General features: G+C 62.1%; 23 protein-coding genes. 19 read left to right on the top strand and 4 right to left on the bottom strand.

Features of this window, described 5'->3' with window-relative positions; all coding sequences use genetic code 11:
* Positions 1-17: 17 nt before the first annotated feature.
* Positions 18-1,145, top strand: a complete 1,128-nt coding sequence (locus M729_RS0120295; RefSeq protein WP_027162657.1) for a porin — start codon at positions 18-20, stop codon at positions 1,143-1,145.
* Positions 1,146-1,383: 238 nt separating this feature from the next.
* On the top strand, positions 1,384-2,478 hold the full coding sequence (locus M729_RS0120300) for a site-specific integrase (protein ID WP_027162658.1): 1,095 nt from the start codon (positions 1,384-1,386) through the stop codon (positions 2,476-2,478).
* 59 nt (positions 2,479-2,537) lie between these two features.
* Here the strand turns inward: M729_RS0120300 and M729_RS0120305 are convergent, their stop codons facing one another.
* Together M729_RS0120305 and M729_RS0120310 are read right to left on the bottom strand one after the other, a co-directional pair.
* On the bottom strand, positions 2,538-3,437 hold the full coding sequence (locus M729_RS0120305; RefSeq protein WP_027162659.1) for an alpha/beta hydrolase: 900 nt from the start codon (positions 3,435-3,437) through the stop codon (positions 2,538-2,540).
* Between the two features lie 109 nt (positions 3,438-3,546).
* Positions 3,547-5,598, bottom strand: coding sequence for a lytic transglycosylase domain-containing protein (locus M729_RS0120310; protein ID WP_027162660.1), 2,052 nt, complete (start codon positions 5,596-5,598; stop codon positions 3,547-3,549).
* A 247-nt stretch (positions 5,599-5,845) separates the two neighbouring features.
* Here M729_RS0120310 and dapA point away from each other — a divergent pair, with 247 nt between their 5' ends.
* The 3 genes from dapA to M729_RS0120325 are packed head-to-tail and all read left to right on the top strand — an operon-like array spanning position 5,846 to position 7,958.
* Positions 5,846-6,727, top strand: coding sequence for a 4-hydroxy-tetrahydrodipicolinate synthase (gene dapA, locus M729_RS0120315; RefSeq protein ID WP_013532595.1), 882 nt, complete (start codon positions 5,846-5,848; stop codon positions 6,725-6,727).
* 25 nt (positions 6,728-6,752) lie between these two features.
* Positions 6,753-7,232, top strand: coding sequence for an SsrA-binding protein SmpB (gene smpB / locus M729_RS0120320; protein ID WP_013532594.1), 480 nt, complete (start codon positions 6,753-6,755; stop codon positions 7,230-7,232).
* Between the two features lie 15 nt (positions 7,233-7,247).
* Positions 7,248-7,958, top strand: a complete 711-nt coding sequence (locus M729_RS0120325) for a GH25 family lysozyme (protein ID WP_024503073.1) — start codon at positions 7,248-7,250, stop codon at positions 7,956-7,958.
* Between the two features lie 17 nt (positions 7,959-7,975).
* Here the strand turns inward: M729_RS0120325 and M729_RS0120330 are convergent, their stop codons facing one another.
* On the bottom strand, positions 7,976-8,632 hold the full coding sequence (locus M729_RS0120330) for a uracil-DNA glycosylase (RefSeq protein WP_027162661.1): 657 nt from the start codon (positions 8,630-8,632) through the stop codon (positions 7,976-7,978).
* Positions 8,633-8,643: 11 nt separating this feature from the next.
* Entirely contained in the window at positions 8,644-9,225 is a 582-nt protein-coding gene (locus M729_RS0120335; protein WP_027038041.1) for an NYN domain-containing protein, read from the bottom strand.
* 325 nt (positions 9,226-9,550) lie between these two features.
* Between M729_RS0120335 and rpoZ the strand changes: the two genes are divergently transcribed.
* From rpoZ to M729_RS0120405, 14 genes are all read left to right on the top strand, one after another.
* Positions 9,551-9,952 (top strand): DNA-directed RNA polymerase subunit omega, encoded by a 402-nt coding sequence (gene rpoZ / locus M729_RS0120340; protein ID WP_027162662.1) that lies wholly within the window; start codon positions 9,551-9,553, stop codon positions 9,950-9,952.
* Positions 9,953-10,080: 128 nt separating this feature from the next.
* On the top strand, positions 10,081-12,309 hold the full coding sequence (locus M729_RS0120345; RefSeq protein WP_027162663.1) for a bifunctional (p)ppGpp synthetase/guanosine-3',5'-bis(diphosphate) 3'-pyrophosphohydrolase: 2,229 nt from the start codon (positions 10,081-10,083) through the stop codon (positions 12,307-12,309).
* Positions 12,310-12,359: 50 nt separating this feature from the next.
* The gene (pyrE, locus tag M729_RS0120350; RefSeq protein ID WP_013532589.1) at positions 12,360-12,938 is read left to right on the top strand and encodes an orotate phosphoribosyltransferase; all 579 of its coding nucleotides are present in this window, start codon (positions 12,360-12,362) and stop codon (positions 12,936-12,938) included.
* A gap of 35 nt (positions 12,939-12,973) precedes the next feature.
* Positions 12,974-13,354, top strand: a complete 381-nt coding sequence (locus M729_RS0120355) for a VOC family protein (protein ID WP_024503070.1) — start codon at positions 12,974-12,976, stop codon at positions 13,352-13,354.
* A 254-nt stretch (positions 13,355-13,608) separates the two neighbouring features.
* A complete protein-coding gene (locus M729_RS0120360) occupies positions 13,609-14,208 on the top strand; it encodes a DUF2062 domain-containing protein (protein ID WP_013532587.1) in 600 nt (199 codons plus the stop codon).
* Positions 14,205-14,618: a holo-ACP synthase gene (gene acpS / locus M729_RS0120365; protein WP_024503069.1), complete on the top strand. Its 414-nt coding sequence runs from the start codon at positions 14,205-14,207 to the stop codon at positions 14,616-14,618. The genes M729_RS0120360 and acpS overlap by 4 nt, the downstream gene beginning before the upstream one ends.
* A 78-nt stretch (positions 14,619-14,696) precedes the next feature.
* Positions 14,697-15,446, top strand: a complete 750-nt coding sequence (gene lepB, locus M729_RS0120370; RefSeq protein ID WP_027162664.1) for a signal peptidase I — start codon at positions 14,697-14,699, stop codon at positions 15,444-15,446.
* Entirely contained in the window at positions 15,446-16,201 is a 756-nt protein-coding gene (gene rnc / locus M729_RS01000000135475; protein ID WP_084652676.1) for a ribonuclease III, read from the top strand. Before lepB ends, rnc begins: the two co-directional genes overlap by 1 nt.
* Entirely contained in the window at positions 16,198-17,124 is a 927-nt protein-coding gene (gene era / locus M729_RS0120380) for a GTPase Era (RefSeq protein ID WP_024503067.1), read from the top strand. Before rnc ends, era begins: the two co-directional genes overlap by 4 nt.
* A gap of 5 nt (positions 17,125-17,129) precedes the next feature.
* On the top strand, positions 17,130-18,047 hold the full coding sequence (locus M729_RS0120385; protein WP_027162665.1) for an aminoglycoside phosphotransferase family protein: 918 nt from the start codon (positions 17,130-17,132) through the stop codon (positions 18,045-18,047).
* A 695-nt stretch (positions 18,048-18,742) separates the two neighbouring features.
* Complete coding sequence (locus M729_RS0120390; protein WP_024503065.1) at positions 18,743-19,879, top strand: porin; 1,137 nt, start codon at positions 18,743-18,745, stop codon at positions 19,877-19,879.
* Positions 19,880-20,011: 132 nt separating this feature from the next.
* Positions 20,012-20,788: a DNA repair protein RecO gene (recO, locus tag M729_RS0120395; protein WP_027162666.1), complete on the top strand. Its 777-nt coding sequence runs from the start codon at positions 20,012-20,014 to the stop codon at positions 20,786-20,788.
* Positions 20,785-21,303 (top strand): PaaI family thioesterase, encoded by a 519-nt coding sequence (locus M729_RS0120400; protein WP_027162667.1) that lies wholly within the window; start codon positions 20,785-20,787, stop codon positions 21,301-21,303. The genes recO and M729_RS0120400 overlap by 4 nt, the downstream gene beginning before the upstream one ends.
* An 82-nt stretch (positions 21,304-21,385) precedes the next feature.
* Positions 21,386-24,136: a DUF2339 domain-containing protein gene (locus M729_RS0120405; RefSeq protein ID WP_027162668.1), complete on the top strand. Its 2,751-nt coding sequence runs from the start codon at positions 21,386-21,388 to the stop codon at positions 24,134-24,136.
* Positions 24,137-24,263: the final 127 nt, after the last annotated feature.

Here is a 24,263-nt window from a genome sequence, read left to right on the forward strand (position 1 = left end):
TGACTGGAGGTCAGAAAATGAACATCAAGAGCCTTCTCCTCGGCTCCGCTGCGGCCCTGATCGCAGTTTCCGGTGCGCGCGCCGCCGACGCCGTCGTCGTCGCCGAGCCGGAACCCGCTGAATACGTCAAGATTTGCGACGTCTACGGCGCTGGCTACTTCTACATNCCCGGCACCGAGACCTGCCTGCGCATCGGCGGCTATGTCCGCTATGACATCGGCGTGGGCGATGCGGCTTCATTCGACGGCGTCAACAACGTTCCGGATCACTTGGACGCTGGCGACACCAACGACACCTACTGGAAGCAGGCTCGCTTCACGCTGAAGACCTGGACCGGCCAGGAGACCGAACTCGGCACCTTGAAGACCTACACCGAGACTCGCTTCAACTTCGGCAACACGTCAGGTGACTATGCTACCGACGGCCCGACGGATCCAGACAACTGGCAGGCTCGCAATTCGGGCATCTCGCTGAACTTCGCCTGGATTCAGCTCGGTGGTCTCCGCGTTGGTAAAGACGAATCGGCCTTCGATACGTTCGTCGGTTACGCCGGCAACGTCATCCAGGATACGCTGGTTCCCTACGGCACGTTCGACACCAATGTCATCCAGTACTACTTCGATGCTGGCAACGGCTTCTCGGCGGTGGTCTCGCTCGAAGAAGGGTCTGGCGACGATACGATCGATAGCTACGTTCCGCATGTCGTCGGTGGCGTGAAGTACACGCAGGGCTGGGGCGCCATCACCGCGGTTGCTGCTTATGACAGCAACTACGAAGCATGGGCCGGCAAGGCTCGCTTGGATGTGAACGCTACCAACGAACTGTCGCTGTTCTTGATGGCCGGCTACGGAAGTGACGACGACTTCCTGGATCCGAACACGGGCCACAACTTCTTCAAGCTGTGGGACGGAAGCTGGGCGATCTGGGGTGGTGGCAGCTACAAGTTCAACGAGAAGACCTCGTTTAACGTGCAGGCCTCTTATGACGATGGCAAGAAGTTCGGCCTCGCGGCCAACATTGCCTACGACATCGTTCCCGGCTTCACCATCACCGGCGAAGTTGACTACGTGAACGCGGCTGATAGCGACTGGCACGACAGCTACGACGGCATCGGCGGCGTGCTCCGCTTCCAGCGCTCGTTCTAAGGGCTGGTTCCTTACAGGTGAAATCCAGCCCGGGCGCGCAAACGCCCGGGCTGTTTTTGTTTCGTGACTGGACCAAGGCAAACAGAAGGATGGGGGTAACGGTAGCTGAATAAATCCGTGGAGTGGTTTCGTGGGATCCGCTGATGGGCGGATGAAATCACAACTGCGTGATTAAAATCTCTTGAAAGGACGCTTCCAAGCGGGTAGGGCTGACCTATCCCACTCGGGGGTGTGGCAAATGATGACGAACGAAGCGATTCAAGAGGGCGAGTCCTCTGATCATTTTTCGATGTTTTCTTCTCAAAGTCCGAAGATTCGATACACCTATAACAAGATTAGAGAAGTAAAGTCGCACCGGGTCGGAGATCTTTTTTCAGTATATCGCGACATATTATGGGATGACGGGCGGCATAAGTATAATGTCAGCTCTTTCATCGGCGAAATAGACGAGATTCTCCTTGGGGAGCGTTTCAGCGCCTTTGACCAAAGTACCCTCGACAACCTTATCGGCACCTTGCGCCAGCGCGGCAACAGCAACGCAACCATCAATCGAAAGATGGCTGCCCTCAGCAAACTGCTGCGCAAGGCTCACAAGATGGGAGATATCCACAGCCTGCCCGAGTTCCGCCGCCAGAAGGAGCGGGCGGGTCGGATTCGTTTCCTCGAAAGGGACGAAGAGGCGCGCCTGTTCGCCGCCATCAAGAGCCGCAGCGAGGATGCCTACAGGCTTTCCGTTTTCCTGGTCGACACCGGATGCCGTCTCGGCGAGGCGCTTGGGCTGATCTGGAACGATATCCAGGAGCATCGCGTCTCCTTCTGGATCACCAAATCCGGCCGCAGCCGCACCATTCCGATGACCGAGCGGGTCAAGGAGGTCATCAAGCTGCCTCCCACTGAGGGCCGCCGGCCCAAAGGACCGTTCACCAAGCTCAGCCAGGCACAGTTCCGTGCCATCTGGAACGACGCGAAGGCCGAAGTCGGCCTCGGCGCCGACGATCAGGTGGTGCCGCATATACTGCGCCATACCTGCGCCTCGCGTCTGGTCCAGGGCGGCATCGACATCAGACGCGTGCAGATGTGGCTCGGCCACCAAACGTTGTCGATGACGATGCGCTACGCGCATCTGGCCACCAACGATCTCGATGGCTGTGTCATCGTGCTGGAAACGCCTCGATCGACTCAGCCGGGCGGTAATTGCGCTGAAGGCTCCATGTTTTCTTCGCCGGTGACGACGCCTTCGTCGCCGACGGCAGAGCGGAAAAAGAGGGACGAGGCAGCCGCCGCCGCTAAGGAGTCGCCGAAAGCGACTCGGAAAAGTTCAAAAGCCAAGTAGGCTGAAGAATCCTGCCTATACTATCGTAGCTATCCCGTGACCTCGTTTGGTCATGGGGTTTACTTCAGGATATTCTTCCGCTCGGCCTGATCGAGAAACGCGCCTATGTCGCCCGGTAGGCTGCCGGTCTCGAGGAACGGCGCATGGCCCTGACCCTCGACGGTGATCGTCTCCATCATGGAATGGCGCTCTCTCATCTGCTTGAGCGTGTCTGTGGACAGCAATCTCGAATTAACGCCCCGTATGGTGAGCAGAGGAATCGCGGCCAACGCCTCGAATTGCGGCCATAGGTCAGGCAGCTTCTGCGTCAGATCGAGACTGGCAACGGTATCCACCAGCTTCGGATCGAAATCCGGCACCAGCCCACCATCCGTTTCGCGGTAGAGAGCCCATACCATCCGATCCCAATCGGCACCGGCAAGAGCGGGGAAGTCTTCGCCATGCACGCTGCGCTGGGCGGCCGCCGCCTGTGTGCGGGTTTTCGGTGCCGGGTCGCGCTCGAGATAAGACTGGATATGGGCAAGTCCGGCCGTCTCGATCACCGGTCCGATGTCGTTGAAAACAATGGCTTTCAGGACGGATGGCCGCATCGTCCCGAGCACATGGATGATCAATCCCCCGCGCGAGGTGCCGATGAAGGCCGCTTCTCCGATGTTCAGCGCCGCCAGCCCGGCGAGAATGTCGCCGGCCTCCACGCCGACATTGTAATTTTTGACGTCGGGATCATAAGCCGACTGCCCGCGCCCGCGGTAGTCGAAGGCGATGACCTTTCGTGGAGTTGCCGCATGCGTCGACAGATAGAGCGCCAGCTCGTGAAAATCCCTGGCATTGCGGGTCAGGCCAGGCAGGCAGACAACCGGCCAGGGTCCGGAATTGGCCTCGCCATAGACGCGCGCATGGAGTTTTAACCCGTCCGGTGCGCTGTAGAAGAAGTCGGAAAAAAGTTGCTCGCTTGCCATCGGAATGTGCGACCTCGCTGTATCAATCTGGACAGCTACAGGCGAGGGCAGGGATGGTCAATAAAAGGCGCTTTTGCCTTCTCCCACAAGTGGAGAAGGACAGAAAGGCTCAACTCCGCCCGTTCACCAGATCCCCGACAATGTCGTATTTGCCGGAAATACGCATCTTGTAGACCTCGTAATTCTCCATCACGCGCTGAACGTAACTTCTTGTTTCTGTGTAGGGAATCCGCTCGATCCAGTCGACGACCGCGTCGATGTCCTTGCCGCGCGGGTCGCCATATCTGCCCACCCACTGCCTGGCCCGGTTGGGGCCAGCATTGTAGCCGGCGAAGGTCAGCACGTAGGAGCCGTTGAAGCGGTCGAGCTGTTCGCCGAGGAAGGCCGAACCAAGCGTCGCGTTGTAGCCGGCATCGGTGGTCAGCCGTGCTTGCGAAAACTGCAGCCCGGCCTTCTTCGCCAATTGCCTTGCGGTTCCCGGCATCAGCTGCAGCAGCCCGCGCGCGCCGGCGCTCGACACGGCGCCGATGTTGAATTCGCTTTCCTGGCGGGCGATCGCATAAGCCAGCGCCTTGCCTGAGCCGGAAATGTCAGCCGAATCGGGAATGACGCCGAGCGGATGCGACAATGCGCCGACATCAATGCCGCGCGCCCCGGCGATCTTGCCGATTTTCAGCGCCATAAAATGGTTCCCTTGCTTTTCGGCAAGGACAGCGAGCAGCGCCAGTTCGCCTGGACTGGTCAACTGCCCGGCAAGGTCGCGATAGAGCGTCTCGGCATAGCGATCGTAGCCCGCCTCCTGCAGCCGCTTGATGGCGCTGACGGCCTCGCGGCCGGCAAAGTTCTGCCGGTCGGCGGCGCTTGGCGAGGGATAGACGATGTTGAGCGCCTGCCGGCCGACACGTTCGGCGGCAAGCTGGCCGTAGAATGTCGTGCCGTAGGCAGCGGCGCGCGCAAAATAATCCTTGGCGTTGCCCGGGCCGCCGACTTCGGCGGCACGGCCGAGCCAGTAATACGCGCGCGACAGCGTCATCGGCCCTTGGGCAAGGTCGGCGATGCGAGCGAAATGCGTTGCGGCAAGCTTGGGGTCGTTCAGGCCGCGCAACGCGTACCAGCCGGCATGGAATTCGGCGTCGGCCGCATTGGTGGCACTTTCGGCAGCGTGTGTGGCGACGATCTTGTACGCGGCCTTCATGTCGCCCTGGTCGACCAGTTCACGCGACAGCACCCGGCGCTCGACCCACCAGGCATCCGGATCGACCAGAGCTTCGCGATCGGTCGGTGCCTGCATCACAATGGCTGCAGCGCCGGCAAAATCCTCCTGCTTGCGCAAATATTCGGCCTGCGCGAAGAAGTAGCCGGCCGAACGTTGCATTGCCGGCACGGCCTTCAGCAGCTTGGGCGCGTTCTTGTCGCCTTTGTCGGCCGCCGCCCATGCATCGGCGAGCTGCTGGGCGCCGGCGAGGCCGGCGACGCGCAGCGCGGAATTCGCGCGGTCGGCATAGAACATGCGCTCCATGCGAAAGCGGTGGTCTGCGGCCGGGATCAGGCTGCCGAATTCCTTGATCAGCGCCGCCTCGTCCCTGGCCTCTAGGATCGCGGTGCGCCAGAAGGGCGACAGCACGGAACGCGCCGCCTTGGTATTGCTGGACGCCACATAGGCGCGGGCGAGAACCATCACGCCTTCGAATGTCTGCGGCTGGCTGCCATCGAACGCCCTGATGACGATGTCGGGGGCAGGGTTCTCTCGATAGAGCGCGCGCTCGCTGTTCTTGCGCAGGGCTACGGTCCCCGGCCAGTTGGGCAGCATCTTGGCCGCAGCAGTGATATCGTCGCTCGGAACCTTGTCGCCGCCATAAAGCGCGATCGCCCAGGCAAGGATATGCTGGTCGAGCGACTGCGCCGGAAGGGCATCGCGCACGCCACGAGCGCGGGGACTATCACCCTGCGCCAACGCATCCAGTCCGCTTTTCAGAGGGGCGACGTCGGGCAAGGGCGCCTGTCGCGTTCTGTCCTGCAGGTCTGGCAGCGCAATTGCCGCGCCTGGAACCGGAATGGCTGAGGTGACCCGTGCGTCCACGCTGCCGCTGATCGCCATGCCCGGCATCAGCGCGAGCGCGGCGCCAAGCAGCGCGAGAAGGTGAGGCCGACCGCCCGGCATGATCCCTAAATCTTTCCTTGTCCTGGCATTCCACAAGCTGGCGAAGATGCCTCGAAGCCTAAACTTAGGTCGTGAAGAGCCCGTAAACAAAGAGTTAGCGAGGCCGTTCGAATTGCGCTTGCTGGCACCATGGCAATGCTTGCCGCGCAACCATGTCGAGACTATGGTGCGCCGCTTCGCTTTCGGTTAGAAGGCGCGACCACAAACACCGACACAAAACACCAGAAGTGCCAAGGAGTTGGACGATATGCTGAGAGGCTCGCTTACTGCGCTCGTGACACCGTTCGAAAAGAGCGGGCGTTTCGACGAGAAAGCCTTTCGCGCATTCGTCGAATGGCAACTCGCGGAGGGCACGACGGGCCTGGTGCCGGTCGGCACCACCGGCGAGTCGCCGACACTGTCGCATGACGAGCACCGCCAGGTCGTCAAGGTATGCATCGAGGTGGCCAAGGGACGAGTTCCGGTCGTCGCCGGCGCTGGTTCCAACAACACCGAGGAAGCCGTCGGGCTCGTGCAGTATGCCGAGAAGGCCGGCGCCGATGCCGCCCTGGTCGTCACGCCTTATTATAACAGGCCGACGCAGCGCGGCCTGTATGAGCACTTCGCGGCGGTCGCCAGGGCGACCAAGCTGCCGATCATCATCTACAACATCCCGCCGCGCTCGGTCATCGACATGATGCCGGACACGATGGGCCGGCTCGTGCACGACTTCAAGAATATCGTCGGTGTCAAGGATGCCACCGGCAAGGTCGAACGGGTTTCCGAGCAGCGTGCCACGTGCGGCAAGGATTTCATCCAGCTTTCGGGCGAAGATGCTTCGGCGCTTGGATTCAACGCGCATGGCGGCGTCGGCTGTATTTCGGTGACGTCGAACGTCGCGCCGCGGCTGTGCGCCGAATTCCAGGAGGCAACGCTTGCCGGCGACAGCGCCAAGGCGCTGGATCTGCAGGATCGCCTGCTGCCGCTGCACAAGGCGATCTTCATCGAGCCTGGCGTTTCCGGCGCCAAATACGCGCTGTCGAAGCTAGGCAAGGTCGAAAACGTGCTGCGCTCGCCGCTGGTGACGATCGAACAGTCGACTGCCGACAAGATCGATGCGGCTATGAAGCACGCCGGCTTGATTAATTAGGGATGAGGCGCCACCTCTCCGCATCATGAATCAAGTCAGAAAAGCCGATCCCAACAACAAGACCGTTTCGGAAAACCGCAAGGCGCGGTTTTCCTATGAGGTGCTCGACACGGTCGAGGCCGGTCTGGTGCTGACCGGCACCGAGGTCAAGTCGCTGCGCCAGGGCCAGGCCAACATCCAGGACAGCTACGCCTCGGTCGAAGGCGGCGAGATCTGGCTGATCAACTCCTATCTGCCGGAATATCTGCAGGCCAACCGCTTCAACCACGAGCCGCGCCGCCGCCGCAAGCTGCTGCTCAACAAGCGCGAAATGGCGAAACTGTCGCAAAGCGTCGACCGCGAAGGCATGACGCTTGTGCCGCTAAAGATCTATTTCAACGACCAGGGCCGCGCCAAGCTGCTGCTCGCCGTCGGTCGCGGCAAGAAACTGCACGACAAACGCGAGAGCGAGAAGCAGCGCGACTGGTCGCGCGAGAAGGGCCGGCTGTTAAAAGAGCGTGGGTAGGCTGGGGCCATTCGCTTGAAGAACCGGATTGTCCTCTTTGGTCTGGCCAGTCTGGTCTTGGTATGTTTCGTCGCAGCAGGCGGCTACATCTATTTCAGGGCATTCTCGCCGGACCGCGACAAATATCCGCTCAGGGGCATCGACGTTTCCCATCATCAGGGCCGGATTGACTGGCCGCGTGTCGCCGCCGACGATGTCGCCTTCGCAGTCATCAAGGCGACCGAAGGCGGCGATCATGTCGACGATGCCTTCGCCAGGAATCTGGAAGAGGCCCGCGCCGCCGGTCTCGCCGTTGGCGCCTATCACTTTTTCACCTTTTGCCGACCTGGCGCCGACCAGGCGAAGAATTTCATCTCGGTTGTGCCGCACGACCAGCCGCTGCTGCCGCCGGTCGTCGACATCGAATTCGGCGGCAACTGCCCGCAGCGGCCGACGCCCGAACAATTGAACGCCGAACTGGCCGCGTTCCTCGCTCCAGTCGAGGCGACGTTCGGCAAGCCTGCGATCGTCTATCTGACCGATGAGGCAGCGCAGACCTATGCAGGGCGCATTGCTGCCCGTCCGCTCTGGCTCCGCTCGTTGCTCCTGGAGCCGGACCGCGACGACTGGGTCTACTGGCAGTACCACAACAGGGGTCGCGTCGACGGCATCAATGGCGATGTCGATATGAACGTGCTGAAGGGTGGGCCGGCGGTGCTGGCTGCACTGTTTGCGCCATCAAGCTGATCCGCTGGCGCCCGACTCTATTTCTGCAGGAACGCCGCTATCTGGCTGAAAACGCTAACGAACATCGCTTCGGTCAGCACACCGGTGTTGGTGTTGTAGCGCGAGCAATGGTAGCTCGAAAACAGCGTGATGCTGCCGGCCGGCAGCCGCCCGCCATGCTTGAACGGATAGGCGGCGACACGCCCGCCCAATGCCCGCACCGTCGACTGATGCGCGATTGATCCCAGTGCCAGTACGGCGCGCAGGTTCGGGAACCGGGCGATTGTCGGCACCAGGAATGTCCGGCACGTGGCAATCTCTGCGCCCACCGGCTTGTTCTCCGGCGGCACGCAGCGCACCGCATTGGTGATCGCGGTGCCGACCAGCTCCAATCCGTCATCTGGCCGGGCCTTGAACTCTCCGCGCGCAAAACCGTGCGAAATCATCGTCGAATAGAGCAGGTCGCCGGCATAGTCGCCGGTGAACGGGCGGCCCGTTCGATTGGCACCGCGAAGGCCAGGCGCCAGTCCGACGATCAGCAACTGAACCGCCGCGTCACCTTCGGGAGGCAAAAAAGTCGGCACCGGCGCATTGAACCAGGACGGCTCGCGCTGCCGCCATTCGGCGATGAAATCATGCAGCCGCGGGCAAAGCGGGCAATCGCGGCCGGGTTCGGAAGCGGAAAGGACGGTCAAGGCGACCGGCCTCAGTAATCGTCCTCGTCGACTTCGGCCGGCTCGGGCCGGCGCACCGGGCGCTCGGACGGGTCACGGCCAACCTCGTTCTTCAAGGTCGTCAGGTCGATGAAATGGTCGGCTTGGCGGCGCAGGTCGTCGGAGATCATCGGCGGCTGCGAGGCCATGGTCGAGACGATCGACACCTTGCGGCCACGCCGCTGCAGCGCCTCGACCAGCGTGCGGAAGTCGCCGTCGCCGGAAAAGATGACGTAGTGGTCGACGACGTCGGCAAGCTGCAGCGCATCGACCGCAAGTTCGATGTCCATGTTGCCCTTGATCTTGCGGCGACCAGTCGAGTCGGTGAATTCCTTGGCCGGCTTGGTGACCACCTTGAAGCCGTTATAGTCGAGCCAGTCGATCAGCGGGCGGATCGAGGAGTATTCCTGATCCTCGACCAGTGCCGTGTAATAATAGGCGCGCAGCAGATAGCCGCGCTTCTGGAAGCTGGACAGAAGCTTGCGGTAGTCGATGTCGAAGCCGAGCGCGCGCGACGTCGCATAAAGATTGGCGCCGTCGATGAATAGGGCGATTTTTTCACGAGGGTCGAACATGGAAAATATTCCTTCTCGAAATAAACGGCCGTCTAAACGAAATGCGATAGCGACGTTCGGTCAGGCTCATAATAAACCGGCTGACCTCTACGCATCCGAGATAGCGCCGGATTCACGGCAATCCAAGGGCGCGTGCGGCACTGCAAGCAATTGTGATCGCGACACCGAACACATAGGCACAGACAGTTTTGCCGAATCGGGTGTTTGAAAGAAGGTTTGGGCGCCCTGCAGCCCGGCCATTGCCATGATGCTTGTATTTTGGCGGCGTTCGGGTTATGGACCGCGCCTGTTTTCCATCAAATCCATCGCATGAAAGGGGCAATCCATGGCCCGCGTAACCGTTGAAGATTGCATCGACAAGGTCGACAACCGCTTCGAGCTGGTGCTCCTTGCCGGCCACCGCGCCCGCCAGATCAGCCAGGGCGCGCCGATCACCGTGCCGCGTGACAACGACAAGAACCCGGTCGTGGCGCTGCGCGAGATCGCCGACGAGACGCTGTCGCCCGACGACCTCAAGGAAGATCTGATCCATTCGCTGCAGAAGCATGTCGAGGTCGACGAGCCCGAGGCCGATGGCGAGGCGATTGCCGATCAGACCGGCACCGCCGTTGCTGCCGCCGACGCCGACGACGCCGAGGAGAACATCACCTTCGACCGCATGACCGAGGAAGATCTCCTGGCCGGCATCGAGGGCCTGGTGCCGCCGGAAAAGAGCGACGACTACTAAGCCAGCGCTCTGGACCTGCCTGGAATACGTTTCCGGCACTTCCGTCCAGTCAGTTTCGTGGCTATCTATGGGGTGCGCCGTACGCTAGTGCGGCGCATCAATCATTTCAGCACCGCGAGATCCCGCCCATGATGCGTCAGTATGAGCTTGTCGAGCGCGTCCAGCGCTACAAGCCTGACGTCAACGAGGCGTTGCTCAACAAGGCCTATGTCTATGCCATGCAGAAGCATGGCCACCAGAAACGCGCTTCCGGCGATCCGTATTTCTCGCATCCGCTCGAAGTCGCCGCCATCCTCACCGAGATGCATATGGACGAGGCGACGATCGCGGTCGCCCTGCTGCACGACACGATCGAGGACACGACCGCCACACGGGCCGAGATCGACGATCTGTTCGGCCCCGAAATGGGCAAGCTGGTCGAGGGCCTGACCAAGCTGAAGAAACTCGATCTCGTCTCGAAGAAGGCCGAGCAGGCGGAAAACCTGCGCAAGCTTCTGCTGGCGATTTCGGAAGATGTCCGCGTGCTGCTGGTCAAGCTCGCCGACCGTTTGCACAATATGCGCACCCTCGACCACATGCCGGAGGCCAAGCGCCTGCGCATCGCCGAGGAGACGATGGATATCTACGCGCCGCTGGCCGGCCGCATGGGCATGCAAGGCATGCGCGAGGAGCTGGAAGAGATCGCCTTCCGCTTCATCAATCCGGAAGCCTATCGCGCCGTCACCGCGCGGCTTGCCGAAATCTTCGAGCGCAACAAGGGCGTGCTCACGGACATTGAAAAGGCGCTGTCCGCGCTGTTCGAAAAGCATGCGATCAACGCCACCGTGAAGAGCCGGCAGAAGAAGCCGTGGTCGGTGTTCCGCAAGATGGAGGCCAAGGCGCTGTCCTTCGAGCAGTTGTCCGATATTTTCGGCTTCCGCGTCGTCGTCGACACGGTCGAGGATTGTTACAGGGCGCTTGGCGCCATCCACACCGCGTGGTCGATGGTGCCGGGCCGCTTCAAGGACTACATCTCGACGCCGAAGCAGAACGATTATCGGTCGATCCACACCACCATCGTCGGCCCGTCGCGCCAGCGTGTCGAGCTGCAAATCCGCACCCGAGAGATGAACAAGATCGCCGAATACGGCGTCGCCGCCCATTCGATCTACAAGGACACCGGCGGCAAGACGAATGGCGCCGCCCACGCGATTTCAAAGGAAACCAACGCCTATGCCTGGCTGCGGCGCACCATCGAGCAGCTTGCCGAAGGCGACAATCCCGAGGATTTCCTCGAAAATACCAAGCTGGAACTGTTCCAGGACCAGGTGTTCTGCTTCACCCCGAAAGGCATGCTGATTGCGCTGCCGCGCGGCGCGACACCGATCGACTTCGCCTACGCGGTGCACACCGATGTCGGCGACACCTGCGTCGGTGCCAAGGTCAACGGCCGCATCATGCCGCTGATGACGGAGCTGAAGAACGGCGATGAGGTCGAGATCATCCGCTCCAAGGCGCAGGTGCCGCCGGCGGCGTGGGAATCGGTCGTCGTCACCGGCAAGGCGCGCTCGGCCATCCGCCGTGCCACCAAGAACGCCATCCGCAAGCAATATTCGGGTCTCGGCATCCGCATCCTGGAGCGCGCCTTCGAGCGTGCCGGCAAGACCTTCACCAAGGAGAGCCTGAAGCAGGTGCTGCACAGGCTGGCGCGCAAGGACATCGAGGATGTGCTGGCCTCGGTCGGGCGTGGCGAACTCGCCTCCGCCGATGTCATGAAGGCGGTATTCCCTGACTACAAGGATGAGCGCGTCACCACGGCCGTTCCCAAGCCGCGCGAGGAGGGCTGGTCGAAGATCCGCAACGCCGCCGGCATGCTGTTCCAGATTCCGGGTCGTGCCGCGCGCAAGGACAAGGACCAGCCGCGCGATGGAGCCGTGCCGATCCGCGGCGTGCGCGGCGATCTGCCGGTGCGCTTCGCGCCGGAGGGGGCAGTGCCTGGCGATCGCATCGTCGGCATCGTCCAGCCGGGCACCGGCATCACTATCTATCCGATCCAGTCGCCAGCGCTGCAGGCGTTCGATGACCAGCCCGAGCGCTGGATCGACGTGCGCTGGGACATCGATGAGCGCACCAAGGAACGCTTTCCGGCGCGCGTATCGGTCACCGCCATCAACGCGCCGGGGTCACTCGCCGATATAGCGCAGGTGGTTGCCTCGAACGACGCCAACATCCATACGCTGTCGATGGTGCGCACTGCGCCCGACTTCACCGAAATGCTGATCGATCTCGAAGTCTGGGATCTCAAGCACCTCAACCGGCTGCTATCGCAGCTCAAGGACAATTCGAGCGTCAGCGACGCAAGACGCGTCAATGGCTAGACCATGCTCCGGTTTCGGACAAAACCATGGTCAATCAAAAAGAGGCAGACATGAACACCGATGAAGTGCTGGGCATTTTCCGCGAGGCGGGTGCTGTTCTGGAAGGGCATTTCATTTTGACCTCGGGCCTGCGCAGTCCGGTCTTCCTGCAGAAGGCGCGCGTGTTCATGCATGCCGACAAGACCGAGCTTCTGTGCAAGGCGCTGGCGGAGAAGATCCGCGCAGGCGTGCCCGGCAAGATCGACTATGTCGTCGGCCCGGCGATCGGCGGGCTGATCCCGGCCTATGAGACCTCACGTCATCTCGGCGTGCCGGCGATCTGGGTCGAGCGGGAAGGGGGCGAGTTCCGCTTGCGCCGCTTCGAGATCGCCAGGGGTTCGCGTGTCGTCATCGTCGAGGACATCGTCACCACCGGCCTGTCGATCCGAGAGACCATCGAGTGCCTGCGCGAGCTTGGCGCCGAGGTGGTTGCCGCGGCCTGCATCATCGACCGTTCGGCCGGCAAGACTGATGTCGGCGTGCCGCTCATCGCGCTTGCCGAGTATGAGGTCCCGGCCTATCCGGCCGACCGGCTGCCGCCGGAGCTTGCCGCCATCCCGGCGATCAAGCCCGGCAGCCGCAACATCTGACGGGGCATGCCGACATGCGTGAAGACGAATTGGAAATGATCGCTGGCATCGATCATTTCGTGCTGACGGTCGCTTCGCTGGAAGTGACCTGTGAGTTTTACCAGCGCGTGCTGGGTTTTGAGCGCATCGACGCGGCCGATCGACCGACGGCGCTGGCTTTCGGTAGCCATAAGATCAATGTGCATGAGGTCGGCCGGACTTTCGAGCCAAAGGCGAAGTCGCCGACATCAGGATCAGGTGATTTCTGCCTGATCACCGAGCGGCCACTGGATGAGGTCCGTGCGCGGCTCGCGGCCAATGGTGTGGTGGTGGAACTCGGCCCGGTTGAACGTGTCGGGGCCCGAGGTCCGATGATGTCGGTCTATTTCCGCGACCCGGACGGCAATCTGGTCGAGGTCAGCGAATACCTGCCGTAGCCGCTGGCGGCGCTGTGCCTTTCGGCGATGCGACTGCCGTTCCTTAAATTTGCCGCGATTGTCCAATGTTCGAAGCAAGACCTGCCACCCCGAAGGGCGGCGACAAGCGCGGCGCACAAAAGGTGTTTGGTTGTTCTTGCGCCAGCGCGTTGTTATATAAGCTGGCGATTGCCATAGGGTGATCGTCAAGCGCAAGATGTGGCTGCCACGCCCGGCTGAAGGTGCCGTTGCGGGCGCTGTGGAACGGGAACAGAGTGCTATTTCGACGCCGCAAGCCTGATGGCCTTTATGAGCGGGTGCGTACCTATCTTTGGCCGCGCCGCTCGTTTTCGCGCTCGCTTCAGTATTTTTCCAAGCGCATCCTGCGGCTGAAGGCCACACCGCATGCGGTGGCCGCCGGCGTTGCGGCTGGTGTCTTCGCTTCATTCTTCCCCGTCGGTTTCCATTTCATCATCGCTGCCATCCTGTGCTGGGTGATCGCCGGCAATCTGGTGGCGGCGGCGCTTGGCGCGGTTTTTTTCGGCAACCCGCTGACCTTCCCGTTGCTATGGGGCGCGTCGTGGGAAACGGGCAAGCTCATCCTGCATGACCGTTTGCCGACACATGGGCCGCCGGCGCATCTGGGCGAGATGTTGCACAACCTCTCCTTCGCGCAATTGTGGAAACCGGTCCTTGAACCGATGCTGATCGGTGCGGTTCCGCTCGGCTTGATCTTCGGGCTGCTGTTCTACGCCATCACGCGCTGGGGTATGAACGCTTTCCGCGAACAGCGGCGCAAACGCCTGGCCGAGCGCGCAAGCCGGCATGCGCAATCGTCCCATCCCGGCGCAAGCATCGGTTCCACTGCGCGATGATCATCGGCATCGGCAGCGACCTGATCGACATCAGACGCATCGAGAAATCGCTGGAGCGTCACGGCCAGCGCTTCGTCCAGAGAATCTACACCGACATCGAACAGGCGCGTTCGGACAATCGACGCGCCCGCGCGGCCTCCTATGCCAAGCGTTTCGCCGCCAAGGAGGCCTGCGCCAAGGCGCTGGGCACCGGACTGGCGCAGGGCGTGTTCTGGCGCGACATGGGTGTCGTCAACCTGCCCAGTGGCGCGCCGACCATGGCGCTGACGGGAGGAGCGCAGGCCAGGCTGGACAAAATCCTGCCAAAGGGCCATCGGGCGGCAATCCACCTCACCATCACGGATGATTTCCCACTCGCTCAAGCCTTTGTGATCATCGAGGCGCTGCCCGTCGAAGAAGCGCCACATTGATTGCCTCTGACGACCGGCATTGACGTTGCCCAGCGCGCGCCGAGACTCTATACCATCCAACGCACAATCGAGGACGACATGAGCGTGGCTGAAAAATCCGAGAAGAAATCCGGCGGGCTTGGCGAGACCGTCAGCGTCATCGTCCAGGCGCTTTTGCTCGCCCTGGTCATCCGCACGCTGCTGTTCCAGCCTTTTTCGATCCCATCGGGATCAATGCGGCCGACGCTTTTGGAAGGCGACTATCTGTTCGTCACCAAATGGTCCTATGGCTATTCGCGCTATTCGCTGCCTTTCGGACCCGATATTTTTTCAGGCCGCATCTGGGGCTCCGCGCCGAAACGCGGCGACGTGGCGGTTTTCAAGTTCCCGCCTGATCCGTCCGTCGACTACATCAAGCGCGTTGTCGGCCTGCCGGGTGACAAGATCCAGGTCAAGGACGGCCAGCTTTTCATCAACGGCGTCGGCGTGCCGCGCGTGAAAACAGGCCAGATCGACAATCCCGACATCACCGAGGAATCGCGCCCGATCGATGTCTATCGCGAAACCCTGCCCAACGGCGTCAGCTACGACACGCTTGACCTGAATTCGAACTCGATCGGCGACAACACCCGCGAATTCGACGTGCCGCCCGGCCACTATTTCATGATGGGCGACAACCGGGACAATTCCGCCGACAGCCGTTTCACTGTCGGCTACGTTCCCGCGGAAAATCTGGTTGGCCGCGCCAATCTTGTTTTCTTCTCGATCGCCGGCAAGGCGAGCCCTCTCGAAATCTGGAAATGGCCGTCGCTGATGCGCGCTTCGCGCCTGTTCCACTTCGTCAATTGATGGCTTTGAAGCGCCCGACAGGCGAAACACTGGCCGGTTTGGTGAAGGCCAAGACCGGTCACGTCTTCAAGGATATCCGTTTGCTCGAGACCGCCTTGACGCATTCCAGTGCGGTCAAGGCGGCCACCAACAATCAGCGTCTTGAATTTCTTGGCGACCGCGTGCTCGGGCTTGTCGTCGCCGATATGCTTTTCGAAAAATTTCCCGATGCGCCGGAAGGTGAAATCGCGCCGCGCTTCAATGCGCTGGTCGATGCGCGGACCTGCTCCGAAATCGGCATCGAAATGCAGCTGGAGGATCTGGTCCGCGCCGATTCTGCCTTGAAGATGCGGTCGCGTGGCTCGGGCGGAAACTATCTGGCGGATGCGGTCGAAGCGCTGATTGCGGCGGTTTACGTCGACGGTGGCATCGAGGCCGCGCGGCGGTTCGTCCTGCGCTACTGGGAACCGCGCTCGCATACGGTGATCGCAAAGCCGCTCAATCCGAAATCCGATCTGCAGGAATGGATTGCCAAGACCAGCGATATCAGACCCGAATATGTGATCGACAAGCGCGAGGGACCCGACCATCAGCCGGTCTTCACTGTATCCTTGCAGGTCCGCGGCTTTGCGCCGATAAGCGGCACCGGCGGCTCGCGCAGGGCGGCCGAAGAAGCGGCGGCTTCGGCATTTCTTGTGCGCGAAGGCGTCTGGGCCGCCGCATCGGCCCAAAAATCGGGGGGCTCGCGGCCCTCCAGTGAAGGGAGCGCGGCATGACCGCTACCGAAGAGCCGGCGACCACAGCCGCCGCCACGCATTCCGGCTTTGTCGCGCTGATCGGCGCGCCCAATGCGGGCAAGTCGACCTTGGTCAACCAATTGGTCGGCGCCAAGGTGTCGATCGTCACCCACAAGGTGCAGACGACCCGCGCCATCGTGCGCGGCATCGCCACGCATGACAATGCGCAAATCGTTTTCGTCGACACGCCCGGCATCTTCAAGCCGAAGCGGAGGCTCGACACGGCGATGGTGACCACCGCCTGGGGTGGGGCCAAGGACGCCGATATCGTACTGCTTCTGATCGACGCCGAGCGCGGCATCAGGGGCGACGCCGACGCCATCCTCGAACGGCTGAAGGATGTGCGCCAGCCGATGGTGCTGATCCTCAACAAGGTCGACCGCGTCAAGCACGAAGCGCTGCTGGCTCTGTCGGCGGCAGCGAACGAAAGGGTGCCGTTCAAGCGCACCTTCATGGTGTCGGCGCTGACCGGTTCCGGCTGCAAGGACGTGCTCGATTATCTGGCCGAGTCTCTGCCGGTCGGTCCCTGGTACTATCCGGAAGACCAGATCTCGGACCTGCCGATGCGCCAGCTCGCGGCCGAGATCACGCGCGAGAAGCTTTATCTCAGGCTGCATCAGGAATTGCCCTATTCCTCGCATATCGAGACCGAGAAATGGGAAGAGAAGCCGGACGGCTCGGTGCGCATCGACCAGACCATCTATGTCGAGCGCGACAGCCAGAAGAAGATCGTTCTCGGCCACAAGGGCGAGACCATCCGCGCCATCGGCCAGGCGGCGCGCATGGAGATAGCAGGCATCCTCGAACAGAAGGTGCACCTGTTCCTGTTCGTCAAGGTGCGCGAGAACTGGGGCGACGACCCCGAGCGCTACCGCGAAATGGGGCTCGAGTTTCCGCGCTAGGCTCGATGGTCAGCAAGCCGAACATCGACATAACGCTTGTCAGCCGATTGATCGCCACGCAATTTCCCAAGTGGAAGGATCTTCCGGTCAGGCCGGTTGCATCAGGCGGATGGGACAACAGGACCTTTCATCTGGGCGGCGAGATGACCGTGCGACTGCCAAGCGCCGCGGCCTATTCCCTGCAGGTGGAAAAGGAGCATCGCTGGCTGCCGAGGCTCGCACCTCTGCTGCCGCTGCCGATCCCGGTGCCGCTGGCGATGGGAGTTCCGGCCGAAAGCTATCCCTGGCACTGGTCCGTCTACCGCTGGATCGAAGGCGAGACGGCAGAGCGCGAGCGGATTGCCAGCCTGCCGCAATTTGCGACCGACCTGGCCGCGTTCCTGGTCGCCCTTCAGCGTATCGATGCCACCGGTGGACCGGCGCCGGGACAGCACAATTTCTTTCGCGGCGGAGCACTCAGCGTCTACGATGGCGAGGCCCGGCAAGCGATTGCCGCCCTCGACGGCAAGATCGATACGGCCGCAGCCAGTGCGGTGTGGGAGGCAGCACTTGCCGCACAATGGCACGGTGCGCCGGTCTGGTTCCACGGTGACGTCAGTTGGGGAAACCTGTTGGTCAGGCAAGGCCGATTGAGCGCGGTGATCGACTTCGGAACCTCCGGCGTCGGCGATCCCGCCTGCGATCTGGCGATTGCGTGGACGCTGTTTGAAGGCAAAAGCCGGGAGGCGTTTCGTGCCGGCCTTCCGGCCGACGGGGCGATGTGGGCGCGCGGTCGTGGCTGGACGCTTTGGAAGGCGCTGATCACGGTCGCTGGACAGATCGACATCAACCCTGTTGAGGTTGAGAAATCCTGTCACGTAATCGATGAAGTCCTTGCCGACCGCGCGCGCGAGCGTGAAGCGCCGAACGATAAGCCGCTCTAGCCAACCAAAACCCAGTCCCGTCGCCAAACATCCGCCGTCGCATGGCGCGACCAGGGACATTCCGACCGACGCATGCTTCCCGGGAGTGCCAATCCGCCTGATCGAGGCGGACGACCACGTCGCCCGTGTCGCCAAGGTCGACTGAGAGGCGTCACGGAGGAATCGTTTTTGAACGGTTGGCTGCTGTCACAATCGGGGACGCCACAGCGCTCCAGGGTTTCGATCGTCTTGGAAGAAGCAGACAGGCTTGGAAGCGTCATCCCGCTTTTCGCCTCGGCATCAGAGTGAGATTGGCGAATGGGCGTCACCTGGCGATAGAGGGGTCGGCAAGATTCAGGTCGATGTCGGCGAAAACCAGGTAGATATTCCACATTGTGCGGTATTTTTAGAAATATAAAACGTTGAATTATATTTAGCCGCGAAAGTATCCCGTATATATATTCAATATGTGACGTTGTGCCACTTGTGCCATTCGCCGTCACGCAAAGTGTTATTTGTGCAACACAGCATTAATCTGTTCACGGAATTGGCATTATTTCGGAAATCGTCATTGAAGGCAGATGATCGATGGGTATGTTCGCCGCTGAAAAGGGCGAGCGGTGTGAGCCTTTTTCGTTGTGGGGGTGAGGCGGGAAAACATTGCCGCCAGCCACAAATCCGAAGCCATTTATAACTATGACTGGAGAGGTCAGAAAATGAACATCAAGAGCCTCCTTCTCGGCTCAGCCGCGGCCCTGATCGCGGTCAGCGGCGCGCGCGCCGCCGACGCTGTCGTCGTCGCCGAACCGGAACCGGCCGAATACGTCAAGATTTGCGACGTCTACGGCGCCGGCTACTTCTATATTCCGGGCACCGAGACCTGCCTGCGCATCGGCGGTTATCTCCGCTACGACATGGGCGTCGGCGATTCCGGCTCGCTCGATGGCGCCAACAACGTTGCCGATCACATGGACGGCGATAGGCACGACACCTATTACAAGAACATGCGCTTCACGCTGAGGACTTATACCGGCCAGGAAACCGAACTCGGCACGTTGAAGACCTTTACCGAAACTCGCTTCCAGTTCGGCAACTCTTCCGGCGACTATACAGGCGACGGCACCGGCTGGCAGGCCGGCAACAAGACCACCACCCTCAATTTCGCCTGGATCCAGCTCGGTGGTCTGCGCGTCGGTAAGGATGAAACGGTATACGACCAGTTCATCGGTTATGCCGGCAATGTCATCCAGGACACGCTCATCCCGTATGGTGTCAAGGATACCAATCTCATCAGCTATTACTTCGACGCTGGCAGCGGCTTCACGGGCGTGGTCTCGCTCGAAGAAGGCACCGCCGTCAACACCATCGACAGCTATGTTCCGCATGTCGTCGGCGGCTTGAAGTACAAGGGCGACTGGGGTGCGATCACCGGCGTCGTGGCCTATGACAGCAACTATGAGGAAGTGGCCGGCAAGGTCCGTTTGGACGTCAACGTCAGCAAGGAACTGACGCTGTTCGTCATGGGCGGCTACGGCACCAACGACAACATCAACGACTTCGGCACAGGCCGTACCCAATACAAGCCGTGGGGCGGTAACTGGGCAGTCTGGGGTGGCGGCACCTACAAGTTCAACGAGAAGACCTCGTTCAACGCCCAGATTTCCTATGACGACTGGAAGAACCTCGGCGTCGCTGCCAACGTTGCCTATACCATTGTGCCCGGCTTTACGGTCACGACTGAAGTCGATTACCTCAATGCAGGAAAATTCGACGACTTCGACTTCAACAACTGGACCAAGGCCGACAAGAAGAGCAGCGTCGGCGGCATCGTCCGCTTCCAGCGCAATTTCTAGCAGATCGACTGACCTCACCAGCCCGCCCGCAGCACATCGCTGCGGGCGGTTTTTTATGCATTGGTGTGAGAGTTACCCAGGAGCCAAGCCCATACCTTGATTTCGCCACCCGATCGGTGAAAAGCTCCTGAAATGGAATGGCGCGACGAGGGAATCATTCTCGGCACCCGCAAGCATGGCGAAACCAGCGCCATTCTCGAGGTGCTGACGCGAGCGCATGGCCGTCATCTCGGCCTTGTTCGCGGCGGCCGTTCGCGCAAACAGCAGCCCGTCCTCCAGCCCGGCAATCGCGTCGACCTGTTGTGGCGTGCGCGCCTTGATGAACATCTCGGCACGTTCCAGGCCGAAGCGATCGAGATGAATGCTGCCCGGTTGATGGACAGCGCCGTCGCCGTCTACGGCTTGCAGACCATGGCCGCGCATCTGCGCCTGCTGCCCGAGCGCGACGCGCATGAAGGTCTCTACGAAACGCTTGCCGTGATGATCGTCCATCTCGACGACGCCGACGTTGCCGGAGAACTGGTGGCGCGCTTCGAGCTTCTGGTGCTGGACGAACTCGGCTTCGGCCTCGATCTCAGTCGATGTGCCGCCACCGGCACGCGACAGGACCTGGCCTATGTCTCGCCGAAGTCGGGACGCGCGGTATCGCGCGAAGCCGGTTTGCCATGGCGCGACAAGATGCTGGCTCTGCCGGCCTTCCTGCAGCGCGGCTCCGGCCTGCGCGCGAATGCGGCTGATGTCGACGACGCCTTCCGGCTCACCGGCTTCTTCTTCAACCGCCATGTCTATGAGCCGCGCGGCATCGAGCCGCCGGACGCTCGTACCGGCTTCCTCGCCGCCTTGCGCAAACATCACGCGCGCGGCAAGGCCATAGCTGGCGAGGACGCAACCAGAGAAATCATCACATGAGCGAGGTCGAACTTTATCCTGGCCGGGTCTCACCGCTCGGGCTCGGCACCATTCCGCACGCCGATATCCTGAAATACACCGGTCTGGAATTGCTGCAGCGCATCGTCGACGGCAAGTATCCGGCGCCGCCGATTTCCTTTCAGCTGAATTTCACTCTCACCGAAGTCTCGGAAGGGCGCGCTGTCTTTCGTGGCATGCCGAGCGAGCGCCATCTCAACCCGCTGGGCAGCGTGCATGGCGGCTGGGCGGCGACGCTGCTCGATTCGGCACTGGCCTGTGCCGTGCAGACGCTGCTCGAAAAGGGCGAGGCCTATACGACGGCGGAGTTCAAGGTGAATTTGACGCGTCCCATCACGCCGAAGACCGGCGAGGTGGTCTGCGAGGGCAGGGTTGTTCACAAGGGCCGCACGTTGGCGGTGTCGGAAGCGACGCTGAAGGATGCCGGCGGCAAGCTGCTGGCTTTCGGCACCGAAACATGCTCGATCTTTCCGGCCGCCAATCTGGCGGCGCGCTGAGTTTTCTGGCCGCTTGGCCGCCGCATTTGAATGTCAGTACGACGAATGTCAGTGAAAACTGGCCTGGTTTGGGGGAACCGCCATGTTTGAAAGCCTGATCGGCCTTGTCGCCATCATCGCCTTGTTCGTCATCATTTCGCGTCAGCAGAGCCGCATCGGCCTTGTCGAGCGTGAGCTTGGCGCGCTGCGCAGCCTTGTGCTCTCGGGAGCCGTGCCGCCGGCGGCCAAGCCGTCCGAACAGGCGGTGGCCGACAACGCACCCGCCGATGTGATTCCAGCCGTTGCGGCAGCGGCCGACATTCCCTCTCCAGCGACAAGCGAGCCGGTCGCCGCACCGGCGCCAGCCACGGAAACGGAAGACTCGACCGGCGAGATCGTGTCCGGGCCGTGGACCGCTCCAGAACCGGCGCCGAAGGCGGTGGAACCCTCGGAGCTTCCCGGAGCGACGAAAGCCGCCCGCCAATCCGATGTCGAAACCGCGCTCGGCACCCGCTGGGCGGTCTGGGTCGGCGGCATCGCCCTGGCGCTGGGCGGTCTGTTCCTGATCCGCTACACCATCGAAGCCGGCATTTTCGGCCCCGGCGTACGGCTGACCATGGCCGGCGCGCTCGGCCTTGTGCTGGTCGTGGGCGGCGAGTTCGTCCGCCGCACCGGCTTCAAGATGCCCGTACAAGGCGCCGCGGGCGCCTATATTCCGGCGATCCTGACAGCGGCCGGTGCCTTCATCCTGTTCGGCACCGTCTACGCCGCGCATGGCATTTACGGTTTCATCGGGCCGGCGCTCGCCTTCACGCTGCTTGGGGCCATCGGTGTGGCAACCATTGCCGCTGCGCTCGTCCACGGCCAGGCGCTGGCCGGCGTCGGCCTTGTCGGCGCCATGGTGACGCCGGTGCTCGTCGCCTCGCAGGCACCCAATCCCTGGGCGCTGTTCGGCTATCTCGCCATCGTGCTTGCCGCCACCGGCGTCATCGCCCGCATGCGCGACTGGAAGTTGCTGATGGCGGCTGCCTTTTTCGGCACCGGTGTCTGGACCATTCTCTATATGACCGATGCGCCGGGGGCGAACCTCTCTGCGATCCTGCTCATCGACGCCGTCACGCTGGCCGTGCTCGCCCTTGTCTGGCTCGCTCGCCGTGGCGACGAAACCACGCCAGACAGGGCTTTCGACTGGCCGTCCATCGTGCCTGGCCTGTTCGTCGCATTCTCGGCACTGGGCCTGTCGGTAGACCCGGCCTTTGCTGCCGCCGGCTATGCCTTGCCGGGCGCGGTGGTGATCGCCGCGATGGTGGCGGTCACGCTTTATCGTCCGCTGGCGCTGCCGCTCCTCTATGCCGCGGGACTGGTCACGGTGCTGATCTATCTCGGCATTATCCCGCCAACCTCGATCGCTTCCGATTTTTCGGGCGGCGCCCTGGGCGTCGACGGACTGCCGGTGGCCACGTCCAACGCGCTGACCTTGCGCATCGGCATCGCACTCGGCCTGGTCTTCATCGGCGCCGGCTTCTGGGCCGCGCGCCGGTTCGCCGCTGGGACACAGATACGTGCGGCCTCATGGGCGGCGTGGGGCGTCATCGTCCCGCTGGTCGTCCTGCTGGCGCTCTGGTTCACTTTCGGCAATCTCGACCGTGACCCTGTCTACGCCGCCGCAGCGGCACTGCTGGTCGTCATTTTCGCCGCCGGCGGCGAGTGGATCGCGCGGGCCGAGGAGCCGCCGCTCAAGGGCGGTGTCGCGGTGTCGTTTGCCCTGGGCGGCGCGGCCATCGCCGGGCTGCTGCTGATGCATATGGCTTTCGATTCCGGCTGGACCACCATCCTGCTCGGTGCGGCGGCCATCGTGCCGGCGCTGGCCACGCGCTGGCGCGTCTATCCGGTGCTCGGCTGGATTTCGGTCGGCGCGGTGATCGCGGTGCTTGGCCGTGTCGCCTTCGACCCGACCATTGTCGGCGCCGGGTTCCTGTCGACGACGCCGGTGTTCAACTGGCTGCTGCCCGGCTACGGCGTGCCGGCGCTGGCCTTCGGCTTTGCCGCCTGGCAGCTTGCGCGCACAACGAATGGCCGGCCGCGCCTTGCCATGGAGGCGGCAGCGGCACTGTTTGCGCTGCTCACGCTCGCCATACTGGTGCGCCACGCCATGCACGGTGGCGTCATCGACACGGGTGCCATGACGCTCGCCGAACAGTCGATCTACACCCTGATCGCCATCGGTGCCGGCGCAATCCTGGTCGCTATCGACATGCGCTCGCCAAGCTCGGTGCTGCGCTATGGTTCGATGGCCGTCGGCGTGGCCTCGGTCGCTTTCATCGTTGTCAGGCATTTCGTGGTGCTGAATCCTTTGCTTACCGACGAATCGACCGGCCGTATCCCGGTGTTCAACCTGTTGTTCCTCGCCTATCTCCTGCCGGCGGTCGCCGCCGGGGGACTGGCGCTCTACGCCAGGGACAAGCGGCCAAAATGGTATGCGCAGATGCTGGCCGTGGTGGTTGCCGCGCTTGCCTTCGCCTATGCCACGCTGTCGGTGAGGCGCCTGTTCAAGGGCGAATTCATCGGCCTGTGGAGCGGCCTCGGCCAGTTGGAAACCTACACCTATTCGGCGCTCTGGCTGGTTATCGGCGTGGCGCTGCTCACCGCCGGCGTCTGGCTGAAATCGCAGGTGCTGCGCATTGCCTCCGCCGCGCTGATCGCGATCGCCGTGCTGAAGGTCTTCATATTCGACATGTCGGAGTTGGAAGGCGTACTCCGGGCGCTATCCTTCATCGGCCTCGGCGCGGTTCTGATCGGTATCGGCCTGTTCTATCAGCGGCTTTTGACACGGGCGGCGAAGGAAAACGGTTAAAGGCAAGCAAGAACAATAAGATTTCACCCCGACCGGGAATAAATCGGCCAATGGGCTCGTTATCTCATTGCTTGGGTGACCGGGGCGGGAGACCGCTTCGCGCTGGCCGCTTGCGCCGCGCCCGGAA

This window comes from Mesorhizobium sp. WSM1293 (assembly GCF_000513875.1).
GTDB lineage: Bacteria > Pseudomonadota > Alphaproteobacteria > Rhizobiales > Rhizobiaceae > Mesorhizobium > Mesorhizobium ciceri.